We start from the raw sequence: 14,415 nt of genomic DNA on the forward strand, positions 1-14,415 counted from the left end.
AGCGTCAGAACTGCAGGGCCCAGGCGTCGATCCGCCCGGTGTCCCACGACGCGTTGTCGCTGACCCGCAGCTTCCACGTGCCGTTCGCGGCCTCCGAGGAGGCGTTCACGGTGTACGTGGTGTCGATGTTGTTCGCGCTGCCGCCGGTGCCGTACGCCTTCAGCGTGTACGCCGTGCCGTCCGGGGCGACCAGCTGGACCCGGAGGTCGCCGATGTAGCTGTGGACGATGCCCACCTCGACGGCCAGGGACGAGGGCGCGTTGCCCGATACGCCGGAGACGGTCACCGGGGACTCGACGGTGGCGTTGTCCCGGATGGTGTAGTCGCCGGCGTTCTCGAACCGGTCGCCGGGCGGCTCGGGCGTCGTGCCGCCGTCGCCCACGTTCAGCAGGCGGTTGGGTGAGCCGCTGCCCGGGTTCGAGACGACGCCGCTGGTGGCGGCGGACGTCAGCGCGGACGCGACCTGGGCGGGGGTGGCCGTGGGGTTGTCGGCCAGGTGGAGGGCGGCGGCCCCGGCGACGTGCGGGCTCGCCATGGACGTACCGGAGATGGTGTTGGTGGCGGAGTCGCCGCTGCTCCAGGCCGAGGTGATGGACGAGCCGGGCGCGAAGACGTCCAGGACCGATCCGTAGTTGGAGTAGCTCGCGCGGGCGTCGCTCGACGTGGTGGCGCCGACCGTGATCGCCTCCGTCACCCGGGCCGGGGACTTGGTGGAGGCGTTGGTGGACTCGTTGCCGGCCGCGACGACGAAGGTGACGCCGGAGGCTATGGCGCCCCGGACGGCCGCGTCCAGGGCGCTGTCGGCGCCGCCGCCGAGGGACATGTTGGCGACGGCCGGCTTGACCGCGTTGCGGGCGACCCAGTCGATGCCGGCGACGACCTGCGCGGTGGTGCCGGAGCCGGAGTTGTCGAGCACCCGGACGCCGACGATGTCCGCCTGCTTGGCGACGCCGTACGCGCCGCCCGCGACGGTGCCGGCGACATGGGTGCCGTGCCCGTGGCCGTCCTGGGCGGTGTTGTCGTCGTCGATGGCGTCGTAGCCGTAGGAGGCGCGGCCGCCGAAGTCGTTGTGGGTGATGCGGACGCCGGTGTCGATGACGTACGCCGTCACGCCCTGTCCGGCGCTGTCCGGGTAGGTGTACGAGTCGTCCAGCGGGAGGTTCGGCTGGTCGATGCGGTCCAGGCCCCAGGAGGGCGGGTTGGGCTGGGTGCCGGTGACGCGGAAGGTGCGGTTCTGGACGACGGAGGCGACGGCCGGGTCGGCGGCGAGTCGCTTCGCCTCGGTCTCGGAGGCCTCGACCGCGTAGCCGTTGAGGGCCTTGGTGTACGTGTGCTCGATGTCGGCGCCGTGACGCCCCGCGACGGCGCGGCCCTCGGCCGAACCGGACTTCGCCTCGTCCGCCTTGAGGGTCACGATGTAGCTGCCGGCGACCGCGTTGGCCGCGTCCTGGTACTGGACACGGCCCTCCGCGGCGGCCGGGGCGGCACCCGCGGGGAGCGCGGAGACGAGGCTCGCGGCGAGGGCCGCGGTGGCCGCGGCGCTGACGGCGGCCAGTCTTCGCCGGGTGGTGCGGTGGGGGTGCTGACGCAGCACTGCCATGTGAGGGGTCCTCCTCAGTCGGTGGTGCGTGGTGGGGTTCGTGCACGCCGAGCAGGCCGCCCCGAAGACGACCATTGGGTCATGGCCATGTCAATCCGAGCGACTTTTTGCGCGTCAGCCGAAAGATTGAGGCTTCCAGAGGAATTGCACAAGAGGCCCTGCACGGATGTGCGGGCCCCTGTGCCGCATGAGCGGTCCGCGGGCCGACCCCGCTTACTGACCCGTCGTTCAGTCGTCGAAGGCCGTGGCCCGGGCTCGCTTCTCCCACGCCTCGACGTCCTCGCGGACCTGGTCGAGGTGGCCGAGAACCGCGCCCACACCGTCGTCGCCGAGCGGCAGGCGCAGCGGGGTGCGCTCGGCCGCCAGGGCGTCGAGGATCAACGCCGCCGCCTTGGCGGGGTCGCCGGGCTGACCACCGTCGCCGCCGGAGACGAACCCGCGGGTCTCACCGACCTTGGCGTACAGCCCGCTGTCCGGGCTGACCCCGGCGTTGCCGACCGCGAACAGGCCTGTGCGGAAGGCACCCGGCTCGACGATCAGCACCTTGATGCCGAACTCCCGCACCTCGTCCGCGAGCCCTTCGGACATGCCCTCCAGCGCGAACTTCGTACCGCTGTACGCCGAGAAGCCCGCGACGGACATCTGCCCGCCCATGCTGCTCATCTGCACGATCGCGCCCGAGCGCCGTTCCCGCATGTGCGGCAGCACAGCACGCGTCAGCGCGGCCGGCCCGAAGACGTGCACGTCGAACAGGGCCCGCAGTTCGTCCTCCCCGGTCTCCTCGAAGGCACCGACGTGTGTACGGCCCGCGTTGTTGACCAGCACGTCGATCCGCCCGTGCCGCGCCAGCACCTCCCGTACGGCACCCTGCGCGGCGGCCGTGTCGGCGACGTCCAGACGCAGCACCTCCATCCGGCCGGGATGTGCGGCCACGAGGCCGTCGAGCACCTCGGGACGCCGCGCCGCACCGACGACCACATCACCGTCGGCCAGGGCCGCCTCGGCGATCGCCCGCCCGAAACCACTGCTCGCACCGGTGACCAACCACACCTTGTCCATGCCGACTCCCTCACGACCCGTCATCGCAACCGTCAACTGCCTAGCAGGCTAAGCCAGTTGCTCGCTCGGTGCGGTCATGCCCGCGGAGTGGGCCATATTTCTCCGGGGCCGGGCCCCGGCGCCGTGTTGCCCAGGAGTCGCCCGGCCGGCCCCGGGACTCCCGCGAGGCCCTACCCGGCCGTCGGCGAACCGGCGCGCAGGTGCGCACGCACCCCTTGCAGGCCGAACAGGATGAGAAGCTCGACCGCGCCGCCGTCGGCGCTGCCCAGCCAGTGCGGCAGGGACGTGTCGAACTCGGCGGCCTCCCCGGGCGGCAACGTCAGGTCACGCTCCCCGAGCACCAGCCGCAGCCGGCCGCTCAGCACGTACAGCCACTCAGAACCCTCATGTGTCTGCGGGGTCGGTTCGAGGGCCCGGGACGAGCTCGGAATGATCATCTTGAAGGCCTGTGTCCCGCCCGGCCGCCGGGACAGCGGCACGAACACCATGCCGAACCGCCGGATCGGCTTCAGGTGGATACGGGGATCGCCCGTACGCGGGGCACCGACGAGGTCGTCCAGCGGAACGTCGTAGATCCGGGCGAGTGGCAGCAGCAGCTCGAGGGTCGCGCGGCGCTGCCCGCTCTCCAGCCGCGACAGGGTGCTCTCCGACACCCCGGTCACCGACGAGAGGTGGGCGAGGGTGACGCCGCGCGCTCGCCGCAGCGCACGCAGCCGTGGGCCCACCGCGTCGAGTACGTCATCGGTTTCGGCGTCCATCGGATCACCTTGCCACAACGGCAAGATTCCGTGCCGGATCCGGGAGTCGCGCAGAGACTGGCCGCATCCCGACAAGCAGAAGGAGTTCCGATGAGCGCCACCGATGCGGTCACGTTCTGGGACGGCGTCTACGCGTCCCGGCCGGCAGTCACCGACCCGCGGCCGAACGCCCGTCTCGTCGAGACGGTCACGGATCTGCCTCCCGGCGACGCGCTGGACCTCGGCTGCGGCGCGGGCGGCGACTCGCTGTGGCTCGCCCGCCGGGGATGGCGCGTCACCGCCGTCGACATCTCGGCCGTGGCGGCCGAGCGGCTCGCCGGGCACGCCCGCTCACACGGTCTCGGTGAACTGGTCACCGCCGAACGGCACGACCTGCGCGAGTCCTTCCCCGAGGGCCGGTTCGACCTGGTCTGCGCCCACTACCTGCACACCCCTTTCGACCTGGACCGGTCGGCGGCCCTGCGCACGGCCGCGCACGCGCTGCGTCCGGGCGGGCGGCTGCTGGTCGTCGACCACGGCTCGACCGCGCCGTGGTCGTGGGACCAGGACCCGGACGTCCGGCACCCGACCCCGCGGGAGGTGTCGGCGGGTATCGCCCTGGACCCGGCGACCTGGACGGTCGAGCGGGCCGACGCGTCCAGCCGGACCGCGACCGGCCCGGACGGAAGCACCGCCGAGGTCGTCGACCACATCCTGCTCGTCCGCCGCACCGTCTGACCCACCGCACCGTCCGACCCGCCGCACCATCTGACCCATCGCACCGGCCGACCCGCCGTCCGGCCGACCCACCGCACCGTCCGACCCGCCGTCCGGACGACCGACCGGACGAGTGACCGGACGAGTGACCGATCCCCGCAGAAGAAGACGAGGCCGCCATGTCCACCACCTCGCGCCGCACCCGCCGCGCGGACACCCCACCTCCCCGGACCGGAAGCAGCGAGACGGAGGTCCTGCGCGGCTTCCTCGACTACCTCCGGACCTCCGTGGCCGACAAGGTCGACGGCGCCCCGGAGCCCCGGGTCCGGACGGCCGCGGTCCCCTCGGGCACGAACCTGCTCGGCCTGCTCAACCACCTGGCCTTCGTCGAGCGCGCGACCTTCCTCGGCGAGAGGGTCACCGACTGGCAGGCCACCTTCCGGGCCGCGCCCGAGGACGGCGTCGCCGACGTCGTCGCCCGCTACCGGGACGCCGTGGCGCGCGCGAACAGGGTTCTCGACGCGTGCACCGACCTCGACCGGCCGGTCCCCCGGCCAGGACCGGACGACCGCGCCCCCAGCGTCCGCTGGGCACTCACCCACATGATCGAGGAGACCGGCCGCCACGCCGGCCACGCGGACATCCTCCGGGAACTGATCGACGGCACGACGGGGCGCTGACTCCGTCGCGGCTCCGGGGACGGGGACCCGCCACCCGTCGGACTTTACTTGTCCTTTAGGGTTCGTGGCATGCGCATCTCCAGAATCGCTCCCGTTGTCGTGGCCGCAGCTCTTCTGACGGCGGGGTGCGGTTCCGACGGGGACCCGGATCAGCGGAACTCGGCCGACGGCGGCTCCTCGCGGGAACAGCACAAGCCCGTGGACCAGTTGCTCGCCGTCGAACTGACCGGGCCGCAGTCCGGCGTCGTCGATTCCAACGACGGTCTGAAGACGCCCGAGCCGGACAGCGGCGCGGAGTTCACGGAGAAGGTCGAGCACAAGCTCCGCAAGGACCTCCTGCGGGCCGCCAAGGCGAACGGCGAGACCACCGCCGACTGCCCCGACGGCGTCACCCTGAAGGCGTCCGCGACCAGCGCGTGCACGGCCACGTACGAGGGCGTGGAGATTCCCTACGAGGTGACGGTCAGCGACTCCTACAAGGAGGGCAGCTTCCTGATCCAGTACGACGCGGAGCCGCGGAAGGACCTCCTCCTCGCCAAGCGCGTCTACCACGAGTTCTGGGAGCAGCACGGCGCGAACGGTGGCGGCGGGTACGAGCAGAAGGTGTCCTGCGACGAGATCCCGGCCGCCCAGGCCGTCGACCGGGCCGCCGACACCGGCCACCGGTGTCAGGTGTGGCACGAGCTCGGCGGCAAGGACGACGCCGGCCGAGTCACCGCCTTCGCCGTGTGGACGGGTACCTACGGCCCCGACTTCAGGGCCGTCGGCAACTGACCCGGCTTCCGTCACGGCGCTGCGGCGCCTGGTGTTCGGTGGTCGGTTCGGCCTGGGGCGCGCAGCTGACGACGTCGTGTCGCCGCTACCCCTCAGCGCCTCGGGGCGCCCTGCGAAGGGAGACCGCTGACGTCGCCCCGACGGAGCCGGAAGAGGACGCTGTGGCCACGGAGTTCACCGGGTCCCTGCGGCCCGGTACCGCCAGCCCCGCCTCGTAGGCCGTGATCACCGCCTGGATGCGGTCGCGGAGGCCGAGCTTGGCGAGAACGCTGCTGACGTGGGTCTTCACGGTGTGTTCGCTGATGACCATGGTCGCGGCGATCTCCGGATTGGTGAGGCCGCGGGCGAGCAGGCGCAGGGTCTCGGTCTCACGCGTGGTGAGGGAGTCGAGGCGCGGGTCGGGGAGCAGCGGCACCGCGGCGGGAGCGCTGGTGCAGTGGGCGATGAGCTTGCTGGTGACGGAAGGCGACAGGAGGGAATCGCCGCCCGCGACGACCCGGACCGCGTGGGCGAGATCGTCACGCCGGACGTCCTTGAGGAGGAAGCCGCTCGCACCCGCTCGCAGCGCCTCGAACACGTAGGCGTCGAGGTCGAAGGTGGTCAGGATGATCACGCGGGTGGCGGTGGTGGCGCAGATCTCGGCGGTGGCGGTGAGGCCGTCCGTGCCCGGCATACGGATGTCGAGCAGTGCGACGTCCGGGGCGTGGTCCCGTACCGCCGCGATCGCCTCGGCGCCGTCGGCGGCTTCCGCGACGACCTCGATGTCCGGCTGGGCGTCCAGGATCATCGCGAATCCGGCCCGGACCAGTTCCTGGTCGTCGGCGACGACCACGCGCAGCGGCCCGGCCGCCGTACCGCCGCTCATGACGGAGGGAGGAGCGGGAGGCGGGCGCGGACCCGGAAACCGGAGCCGTCGGTACGGGGACCGCACTCGGCCGTACCACCGCACGAACGTGCGCGTTCCCGGATGTTGATCAGGCCGTGGCCGCCGGAGGGGAGGGAGCGGGCGGGCCGTTGACCGGTGGCCGCGCCGTCGTCGGTGATGTCGAGCTGCACGATGCCTCGGTCTTCCTGCCAGTGGAGGTGAAGCCGGGCACGGTCGGTGCCCGCATGCCTGACGATATTGGTCAACGCCTCCTGGGCGATGCGGAATGCCGCGGTCTCCACGTGCGGGGCGAGCCGACGGTGGCCGGGCCGGCCGGGCCGCGGGTACTCGACGGTGACTCCCGAGCCGTCGGTCTGCGTGCACTCGACGCTGAGGCCCGAACCGGCGGTCAGGCCGGGCAGGTCGGCGAGGGAGGGCTGAGGAGTGCGCTCGGGCTGTGGGGCCCGGTCCGGTTCGAGCACCTCGAGGATTCCTCTGAGCTGCACCATCGCGTCGCGTCCCGCACCCGCGATGGCGTCGAAGGCACGCTCGGCGCGAGCCGGGTCCGTGGCGAGGACCACGGGCCCGGCCTCGGCCTGGACGACCATCAGGCTCACCGCGTGGGACAGGATGTCGTGCATGTCCCGGGCGATCCTGGCGCGTTCGGCGAGCGCGGCCTTCTCGGCCTCCGCCCGACGCTCGCGTTCCAGCCGTTCGGCGTGGGCCCGGCCGGCCGCGGCGGCCCTGCCGAGCGCGTAGGCCGCGACGCACAGCACGCTCATCCGCAGTCCGGATTCGGAGGAGGCGAACGCGAAGCTGCCGAGTACGGTCGCGACGACCACCGTGTTACGGGCCCACCGCCCCGACCGTTCGGCCACCGAGTGGATCGCCACCAGGGCGGCGTACCAGACGGGTTGGGAGGGTACCTCGCCGACGTAGTCGTAGGCGCTGGTCGCCGCGAGGCTCACCGTCAGGACCGGTACCGGGCGGGTCCGCCGCCAGTACAGCGGTGCCGCCGAGCCCAGTACGACCAGGACGCCCCACCCGCTCCACGGTCCGCCTCCCACGTCGGCCCGCGCGGCGAAGGGCCAGAGCTGGACGGCGGCCACGAGAGCCGCCAGCCCGGTGTCGACCGCGCGCGGGGGCAGGGCGGGAAGCCGTCCCCGTACCCGGTCCGCCCGCGCGCCCATGTCCGTCCAGTTCACAGCTCCCCCGGTCACAGCCGTCCCTGACGCGTCACCGCGCACCGGCTGCCGCCGGGCGTTCCGTGTCACGGTCGTCCGCCGTACCGGAGGCGGCCTGGCGCGTCTCCATCACCCGCGCGAGCTGCGCGAAGGAGACGGACAGTAGCAGCGCCCCGACCGGGATCAGGTCCTTGTCGGCCAGCGGCATCACCAGGTCGGCGAGGACGAGGAACGCCGTCCACGGCCTGACCACCCGGACGACGGCCAGCCGCACGACGAGGGCGAGCATCCCCACGTAGAAGAGGTACGGGCCGAAGTCGTAGACGACCGGTGCCACGCCGGGCACTTGTGAGGCCCGTTCCGTGAACCGGGACATCTCCAGGTGGTCCGCGGACACCGCACCCGCCACCAGGTCGATCCCGAACTGCACCAGGAGGACGGCGGCTCCGGCCGTCGCCGCCCAGTGCGCCACCGCCGCGACGCGGTCGCCCGACGGGGCGAGCGCCCTCAGCCAGCGGAACACCACCGCGAAGAGAACCAGTGCCACGCAGAACGCCAGATGGCCGAGGGTCCAGGCGGGGCCGGGCCCTCGCTCGCCGTCCAGTCCGTCCGCGATCCGGAACAGTCCGTAGGTGAGGGTGAGCGCGGGTACCGCGAGCATGACCGTACGACGGTTCATCGTGAACTCCCCGACTTCAGTGTGTTCGCCGGGGCTTCGGTGTGCCCGGCGGGGACATCACTCATCCTGGAGCGCCCGGTCTCCTGGCGGATCGCCGGAGCGAGGGGTCTTCGCCCTCCCCCGCGAGACGGGTACGTCCGCCACCGCGGCCACCTCGGTCTCCGCGCGCGCCGGCATCGTCTCGGGGCTGCTCGCCGCGCGGCCCGGGTAAGCAGGCCCGGTCGCCGGGCGGGGCGGGGAGGTGCCCTGGCCGCGGTCGTGTGCGACCACCGGGCATGGCGAACGCGCAGCTCAGAGGCGTGAGTTGCCACGAAGGAGACATCGCACTACGCCCTAGGTTGTCTGTTTCCCCGCCCGGTGGCGCTCCTAGAGTCTTGGCATGTCGCAAGTAGGCACATCTGCCCGCTAGTTCCGGCGTCGCTCCGCAGGCCGGTGAGCGGGGGAACCGTCATCGGCCCGGGGGATCCCCGGTTCGCGCTGCCGGGACTCCGAAGCTCCCCGCACCTCGTGGAGAGTTCCCGACCCCCACCACGAAAGGAGCGCCGTGTCCCGCGCCCTCCCGCTACGAGTCGCGGTAGCCACAGCGGCCGTCCTCGCCACGATGGCCCCGATACTCCTCCCCGCCCCCGCCGCCGTGGCGGAGACCGCCCGGCCGGCCGCCTCGAACGGCCACCGGCACGGACAGGACGTCATCGTCAGCCGGGCCACCGACGTCTACCCGGAAGGCATCGCCTGGGACCCCACCCGCCGGGCCTTCCTGGTCGGATCCGCCCTCAGGGGCACCCTGTCGGTGATCCGGATGGACGGCACCGTCACCGAACTCGCACCCAGCATCGGCATGGTGTCCACCCTCGGCCTCCGGGTGGACACGGCACGCAACCGCATCCTGGTCGCCTACAGCGACTTCTGGATCCGCCAGCGCCTGGACGTCGGCGACCAGCCGCCCACCTCGGGGGTCGCCGTCTACGACCTGAAGACCGGCGAGCTGGAGCAGCGTATCGACGTCTCCGGCGGGCGGGAACGGACCTTCGCCAACGACCTGACCTTCGACCCGCGCGGCAACATCTACGTCACGGACTCCGTCTCCGACACGGTCCAGCGGATCGACCTGGCCGGCAACGTCACCCCGGTGGCCACCGACCCCCGTTTCGCCGCGGACATCGTCGGCCTCAACGGCGTCGTCTGGCATCCGCACGGCTACCTGCTCAGCCTCCGCTACGACACCGGGGAGATGTACCGCATCACCCCCGGCGCGCCCGCCCACCGCAGGGTGTCCGAGGTGAGACTGCCGCGGCCGCTGATCGGCACGGACGGCCTCCAGCTGCGCTCCGACGGCTCCCTGGTCGTCGTCACCAACTCCATCGGCGCCGCCGTCGGCGTCCCGGGCGGCGAGGACGGCGTGTCGGTCCTCACCTCGCGCGACGGCTGGCGCAGCGCCCGCGTCACCAGCCAGATCAAGCCCTGGCCCACCGGCGGCCCCACCACGGTGGCGTTCACACCGTGCGGCGACTACGTGCTCAGCGGCGAAGTCGGCGCGGCCCTGGCCGGTGCCACGTCGGACCAGATCACCCTCCGGCGCCTGCCGTCCCGTATGAGCAACAAGGAGAACATCCGATGACCGCAACGAAGGGCCAGGCCTCGCTCTGGGCGCTGATCGCCACATCGCTGCCCATGTTCATGGTCTCGCTGGACAACCTCATCGTCACCAACGCTCTGGTGGACATCGGCAAGGACTTCGACGTCAAGCAGTCCGAGCTGCAGTGGGTGATGAACGGCTACGTGCTGGCCTTCGCGGGCCTGCTGCTGGCCGGCGCCGCCCTGGGCGACCGCTTCGGCCGCCGCCGGGTCTTCCTCTCCGGCGTCGTCCTGTTCACCGTCTCCTCCGTGGGCTGCGCGCTCGCCGGCTCGGTGGAGACCCTGATCGCCGCGCGTGTCCTGCAAGGCGCGGGCGCCGCGGCCATCCTGCCCGTCTCCCTCACCCTGGCCGTCGCCGCCGTCCCCCGGGCGCAGCGGAACATGGCCGTCGGTGTGTGGGGCGGCGTCAACGGTCTCGGCATCGCGATCGGCCCGCTCGCCGGTGGCCTGGTGACCGAGCAGATCAGCTGGAGCTGGATCTTCTGGATCAACGTGCCGGTCGGTCTGCTCACCCTCCCGCTCGCCCTCTGGGCGGTCCGCGAGAGCCGTGGCAACGAGCGCTCCCTCAACGTCGGCAGCATGGTCCTGGTGACCGGCGCGGTCGTCACCGCCGTATGGGGCATCGTCTCCGCCGCCGACCACGGCTGGACCGAGACCAGCACCCTGGTCGGCATCGCCCTCGCGGTCGTCCTGACCGTGGCGTTCGTGATCTCCGAGCGGGTCAGCAGGAGCCCGCTGATCCCCGTGCACATGTACCGGGTCCCGGCCTTCGTGCTGAGCAACGTGGTCTCGATCACCATGTACTTCGGCGTCTTCGGCTCGATCTTCTACCTCACCCAGTTCCTCCAGGGCCCCATGGGCTACTCGCCCTTCGAGGCGGGGCTGCGCACCCTGCCCTGGACGGTCGCCCCGATGATCGTCGTGCCCATCGCCAGCCAGTTGGTGGACCGGATCGGCGGCGGCGTGATGCAGGCCGCGGGCTGCGCCCTGCAGGGCCTCGGACTGGGCTGGATCGCCCTGATCGTCACGCCCGACATCGGCTACGGCGCCATGGTGCCCGCGCTGGCCCTGGCCGGGATCGGCATGGGCCTGGTCTTCGCCGGCAACCCCGCCACGGTGATCTCCTCGGTCCGGGAGAGCGAGCACAACAAGGCGTCCGGCGCCAACAACACCAGCCGCGAGTTCGGCGGTGCCCTCGGTGTCGCCGCGCTCACCACCGTCTTCAGCCACCAGTTCAACGCCGACACCTCCGGAAATCCGATGGTGGCGTTCACCGACGGTCTGGAGTCGGCCCTGTGGATCGGTGTGGCCGTGGTCCTGCTCGGCGCGCTGAGCGGCCTGTTCATCAAGCGCGGCGCGGTCTCGGCCGACGACGGTGTCGCCGAGCCGGCAGCGGTGCCGGCCCCGGTCGCCTGACCGGCCCGCCCCACCATCGTGCGAACCGGTCTGGAGGAGAACTGATGACCACCCAGGTGCTGGACGAGGTGACACCGTCCGCGGTCCCGGCCGTGGGATACGGACGCACCATCGAGCGGTCCCTCGCGCACCGCTCCGCGATCTCCGAGGTCTTCGTCACCGACGTGCAGTCGATCCGCCCCATGGCGGTGACGGCGGGGATCCACCTGCCGCTGACCCACCTCTACTACAGCGACCACACGCAGCGGCCCAGCGCCCACGACGCGCTGCTGCTGCTGGAGGCGGGGCGGCAGGCCGCCATCGCCGGATCGCACACCAACGCCGGGGTGCCGCGGGAGACCTGCGCCATCGTCGACGCCTTCGAGTTCACGGTCCACGCACCGCACGCGCTGCGGATCGGGCGGGAGCCCGGTCCGCCGCGCATCGACACCGACTTCTACGGCAAGACCTCCCGGCGCAACGGGAGGTACCGCAAGGGCCGGCTGGAGCAGCGGGTCTACCTGGGGGACGTGCACGTCGCCGACCACTGGATGGACGTGCTCTTCCTCCGCGCGGAGGAGAACGAGATCCTGCGCCACGCCCAGCGCGGTACCCCCGCGCCGCTCAGCTCCCAGTTCAGCGCCGTCCCGGGTCCCGTCACCCCCGTCGCCCCGGCGCTGGTGGGCCGGCAGAACCCGCTCAACGTCGTCCTCGGCGAGCCGGAGTTCACCGCCGGGACCGTCAGCGCCCGGGTGGCACCGCGCTTCGACAACCCGGCGCTCTTCGACCACGACTACGACCACCTGCCGGCCATGACCCTGGTCGAGGCGGCCCGCCAGCTGGCGCTGCTCACCGTCGGGTCCGCGTCCGGCACCCCGGCCCCGGTCTACGCCGTCGGCTTCGAGGCCACCTTCCACCGCTTCGCCGAGCTGGACGTCCCGGTCACCGCGACCGCGCACCGGGACCCCGGCGGTTCCACCCGGCACACGATCCGGGTCCACCTCAGCCAGCAGGAACAGGAGATCGCGGTCCTCACCGTCACCGTCGTCGACGCCTCCCACATCCACGGAGCCTGAGGAACCATGACTGACACCACATCAGCGACGCCGGCCGTCTGGACGGACTTCGGAGGCGTCCTCACCCCGCCGCTCGGCCACACCATGGCGAAGTTCTGCGCCACGACGGGCGTCGACGCGCAGGTCCTCGGCCGTGCCCTGGCCACGGTCACCGCCCGGTACGGCACCGAGGACATCATGGAGCCGATCGACACCCCCCTGGTCACCGAGGAGGAGTGGCTGCGCGAGATCGGCGACGTGCTCCAGGCCGATCACGGCGTCACGCTCCGCCTCACCACGATGGCCGACATCTGGTTCGACGGGCGGGAGACCAACCACGCCTGGCAGGCCCACCTGAACAAGGCGCGCGACCGGGGGGCGTTCGTCGGGATGCTCTCCAACATGGTGCCCGCCTGGGACCGGCACTGGCGGCGCATGGTCGAGCCCGCCGAACTCTTCGACGACGTCCTCCTCTCGTTCGAGGTGGGGCACCGCAAACCGTCGCCCGGCATGTTCGAGCTCGCCGCCCGCAGGGCGGGCGTCCCCCCGGAGCACTGTGTGCTCGTGGACGACATGGCACACAACTGCGCCGGTGCCGAGGCGGCCGGCTGGCAGGCGGTGCTCTTCACCGATGCCGAGAGCGCGGGAGACCGGCTCGCCACGCTCCTGGACGGCACCGTATGAGCCACGACACCTGGAGGAAGCGCACATGAGCCGCTCCGTGCTCGTCACCGGCGGAAACCGGGGCATCGGACTCGCCTCCGCACGGGCCCTGGCGGCCGAGGGCAACAAGGTCGCCATCACCTACCGCACCGGTGAACCGCCCGCCGGCTTCTACGCCGTCCGCTGCGACGTCACCGACACGGCCCAGCTCGAGGCCGCGGTCGAGGAGGTGACCGTCCAGCAGGGGGCCGTGGAGATCCTGGTCTCCAACGCGGGCATCACCCGCGACCAGTTGCTGATCGGCATGCCGGAGGAGGACTTCCGAGCCGTGATGACGACCAACTTCGAGGCCGCCGTCGCGCTCACCCGGCAGGTCCTGCCCGCCATGATCAAGGCCCGCTGGGGCCGGCTGATCTACATGTCCTCGATCAACAGCATGTCCGGCGCCCCCGGGCAGACCAACTACGCCTCGGCCAAGGCGGCGCTGATCGGCTTCGCCCGGTCCCTCGCCATCGAGGTGGGCCGGCGCAACATCACCGCCAACGTGGTGGCCCCCGGCATGATCGAGACCGACATGGTCGAGCACGTCACCGACGTCCGCCGGCAGGCGGCACTGGCCAGGACAGCTCTGGCCCGCACCGGCACCCCCGAGGAGGTCGCCGCCGCCGTACGCTTCCTGGCCGCCGACGACGCCTCCTACGTGACCGCCGGAGTCATCCCCGTCACCGGCGGCCTGGGCGCCGGGCACTGATCCCGGGCCCCCGCCGTGCGGGCGGCCACGCGCCCCACCGCGCCGCTCCGCATCCCACCGCACCGCGCCCCACCGCGGCGCACCGCACACCCACGTACCCGGACCCGGGACCACCCGTGTCCGCGACCACCGAGAAGGAGCACCGGATGTCCAGCGAAGCTCTCGAACTCTCCATGAACATGGGCCTGATCTTCAACGACCTGAACGAGGAGGCCGCCCTCCGGCACGTCGCCCCCGAGTTCGTCGACCACGAGGCCCAGCCCGGCGTCCCGGGCGGCCCGCTCGGCTACCTGGGCACCGCCCGCTGGGTGCACAGCGCGTTCGCCGGCGCGACCTGGGAGCACCTGGACAGCTTCTCCGAGGGCGACCGCGCCGTGCTGCGCCTGCGCTTCACCGGCAAGCACACCGGCGACTTCCTCGGCATCGCCCCCACCGGGCGCGACGTGGACGTCGAGCAGACCCACATCTACCGCATCGAGAACGGCAAGGTCGTGGAGCACTGGGGCTTCCGCCAGGACCTGCTGCTGCTGGCCCAGATAGGCGCCTTCACCCCCGTCCCGCCGACCCGGGTCCCGGTCGCGGGCTGAGACCCGTACCGCGGACGGAACTCACCACCAGGAA

General features: G+C 72.1%; 15 protein-coding genes. 9 read left to right on the plus strand and 6 right to left on the minus strand.

Annotated elements, in window-relative coordinates; genetic code table 11:
• Positions 1-4: 4 nt before the first annotated feature.
• The 3 genes from QC283_RS04285 to QC283_RS04295 form a co-directional block, all read right to left on the minus strand.
• Positions 5-1,600, minus strand: a complete 1,596-nt coding sequence (locus tag QC283_RS04285; RefSeq protein WP_279559973.1) for a S8 family peptidase — start codon at positions 1,598-1,600, stop codon at positions 5-7.
• Between the two features lie 228 nt (positions 1,601-1,828).
• Complete coding sequence (locus QC283_RS04290) at positions 1,829-2,659, minus strand: SDR family NAD(P)-dependent oxidoreductase (protein WP_279559974.1); 831 nt, start codon at positions 2,657-2,659, stop codon at positions 1,829-1,831.
• Between the two features lie 170 nt (positions 2,660-2,829).
• Positions 2,830-3,417 (minus strand): helix-turn-helix domain-containing protein, encoded by a 588-nt coding sequence (locus tag QC283_RS04295; RefSeq protein WP_279559975.1) that lies wholly within the window; start codon positions 3,415-3,417, stop codon positions 2,830-2,832.
• A gap of 90 nt (positions 3,418-3,507) precedes the next feature.
• On the opposite strand from QC283_RS04295, the gene QC283_RS04300 reads away from it, so the two are divergent.
• The 3 genes from QC283_RS04300 to QC283_RS04310 all read left to right on the plus strand — a co-directional run bounded on the left by QC283_RS04300 (position 3,508) and on the right by QC283_RS04310 (position 5,567).
• Complete coding sequence (locus QC283_RS04300; RefSeq protein ID WP_279559976.1) at positions 3,508-4,134, plus strand: class I SAM-dependent methyltransferase; 627 nt, start codon at positions 3,508-3,510, stop codon at positions 4,132-4,134.
• A gap of 158 nt (positions 4,135-4,292) precedes the next feature.
• Complete coding sequence (locus tag QC283_RS04305; protein ID WP_279559977.1) at positions 4,293-4,793, plus strand: DinB family protein; 501 nt, start codon at positions 4,293-4,295, stop codon at positions 4,791-4,793.
• A 69-nt stretch (positions 4,794-4,862) separates the two neighbouring features.
• Entirely contained in the window at positions 4,863-5,567 is a 705-nt protein-coding gene (locus tag QC283_RS04310) for a hypothetical protein (protein ID WP_279559978.1), read from the plus strand.
• 85 nt (positions 5,568-5,652) lie between these two features.
• On the opposite strand, the gene QC283_RS04315 is transcribed toward QC283_RS04310, so the two are convergent.
• The 3 genes from QC283_RS04315 to QC283_RS04325 are packed head-to-tail and all read right to left on the minus strand — an operon-like array spanning position 5,653 to position 8,295.
• Positions 5,653-6,432 carry a response regulator transcription factor gene (locus QC283_RS04315; protein ID WP_279559979.1) on the minus strand — a complete coding sequence of 260 codons (780 nt, stop codon included), beginning with the start codon at positions 6,430-6,432 and terminating at the stop codon, positions 5,653-5,655.
• Positions 6,429-7,637 (minus strand): sensor histidine kinase, encoded by a 1,209-nt coding sequence (locus QC283_RS04320; RefSeq protein ID WP_279559980.1) that lies wholly within the window; start codon positions 7,635-7,637, stop codon positions 6,429-6,431. The genes QC283_RS04315 and QC283_RS04320 overlap by 4 nt, the downstream gene beginning before the upstream one ends.
• 31 nt (positions 7,638-7,668) lie before the next feature.
• Positions 7,669-8,295: a hypothetical protein gene (locus QC283_RS04325; protein ID WP_279559981.1), complete on the minus strand. Its 627-nt coding sequence runs from the start codon at positions 8,293-8,295 to the stop codon at positions 7,669-7,671.
• 544 nt (positions 8,296-8,839) lie between these two features.
• Between QC283_RS04325 and QC283_RS04330 the strand changes: the two genes are divergently transcribed.
• The 6 genes from QC283_RS04330 (at position 8,840) to QC283_RS04355 (ending at position 14,381) form a co-directional block, all read left to right on the plus strand.
• Positions 8,840-9,913 carry an SMP-30/gluconolactonase/LRE family protein gene (locus QC283_RS04330; RefSeq protein ID WP_279559982.1) on the plus strand — a complete coding sequence of 358 codons (1,074 nt, stop codon included), beginning with the start codon at positions 8,840-8,842 and terminating at the stop codon, positions 9,911-9,913.
• On the plus strand, positions 9,910-11,346 hold the full coding sequence (locus QC283_RS04335) for an MFS transporter (RefSeq protein WP_279559983.1): 1,437 nt from the start codon (positions 9,910-9,912) through the stop codon (positions 11,344-11,346). Before QC283_RS04330 ends, QC283_RS04335 begins: the two co-directional genes overlap by 4 nt.
• A gap of 44 nt (positions 11,347-11,390) precedes the next feature.
• Positions 11,391-12,401: an AfsA-related hotdog domain-containing protein gene (locus QC283_RS04340; protein WP_279559984.1), complete on the plus strand. Its 1,011-nt coding sequence runs from the start codon at positions 11,391-11,393 to the stop codon at positions 12,399-12,401.
• Between the two features lie 6 nt (positions 12,402-12,407).
• Entirely contained in the window at positions 12,408-13,064 is a 657-nt protein-coding gene (locus QC283_RS04345; protein ID WP_279559985.1) for an HAD family hydrolase, read from the plus strand.
• 25 nt (positions 13,065-13,089) lie between these two features.
• Positions 13,090-13,794, plus strand: coding sequence for an SDR family oxidoreductase (locus QC283_RS04350; RefSeq protein WP_279559986.1), 705 nt, complete (start codon positions 13,090-13,092; stop codon positions 13,792-13,794).
• A gap of 146 nt (positions 13,795-13,940) precedes the next feature.
• On the plus strand, positions 13,941-14,381 hold the full coding sequence (locus tag QC283_RS04355) for an ester cyclase (RefSeq protein ID WP_279559987.1): 441 nt from the start codon (positions 13,941-13,943) through the stop codon (positions 14,379-14,381).
• The last annotated feature ends 34 nt before the right edge of the window (positions 14,382-14,415 follow it).

This window comes from Streptomyces sp. DH41 (assembly GCF_029813785.1).
Taxonomy (GTDB): Bacteria; Actinomycetota; Actinomycetes; order Streptomycetales; family Streptomycetaceae; genus Streptomyces.

Bases quoted from the DNA above. Each gene is read 5' to 3' on its own strand.
- QC283_RS04285 (WP_279559973.1), bottom strand. From the start codon at position 1,600: ATGGCAGTGCTGCGTCAGCACCCCCACCGCACCACCCGGCGAAGACTG.
- QC283_RS04290 (WP_279559974.1), bottom strand. From the start codon at position 2,659: ATGGACAAGGTGTGGTTGGTCACCGGTGCGAGCAGTGGTTTCGGGCGG.
- QC283_RS04295 (WP_279559975.1), bottom strand. From the start codon at position 3,417: ATGGACGCCGAAACCGATGACGTACTCGACGCGGTGGGCCCACGGCTG.
- QC283_RS04300 (WP_279559976.1), top strand. From the start codon at position 3,508: ATGAGCGCCACCGATGCGGTCACGTTCTGGGACGGCGTCTACGCGTCC.
- QC283_RS04305 (WP_279559977.1), top strand. From the start codon at position 4,293: ATGTCCACCACCTCGCGCCGCACCCGCCGCGCGGACACCCCACCTCCC.
- QC283_RS04310 (WP_279559978.1), top strand. From the start codon at position 4,863: ATGCGCATCTCCAGAATCGCTCCCGTTGTCGTGGCCGCAGCTCTTCTG.
- QC283_RS04315 (WP_279559979.1), bottom strand. From the start codon at position 6,432: ATGAGCGGCGGTACGGCGGCCGGGCCGCTGCGCGTGGTCGTCGCCGAC.
- QC283_RS04325 (WP_279559981.1), bottom strand. From the start codon at position 8,295: ATGAACCGTCGTACGGTCATGCTCGCGGTACCCGCGCTCACCCTCACC.
- QC283_RS04335 (WP_279559983.1), top strand. From the start codon at position 9,910: ATGACCGCAACGAAGGGCCAGGCCTCGCTCTGGGCGCTGATCGCCACA.
- QC283_RS04340 (WP_279559984.1), top strand. From the start codon at position 11,391: ATGACCACCCAGGTGCTGGACGAGGTGACACCGTCCGCGGTCCCGGCC.
- QC283_RS04345 (WP_279559985.1), top strand. From the start codon at position 12,408: ATGACTGACACCACATCAGCGACGCCGGCCGTCTGGACGGACTTCGGA.
- QC283_RS04350 (WP_279559986.1), top strand. From the start codon at position 13,090: ATGAGCCGCTCCGTGCTCGTCACCGGCGGAAACCGGGGCATCGGACTC.
- QC283_RS04355 (WP_279559987.1), top strand. From the start codon at position 13,941: ATGTCCAGCGAAGCTCTCGAACTCTCCATGAACATGGGCCTGATCTTC.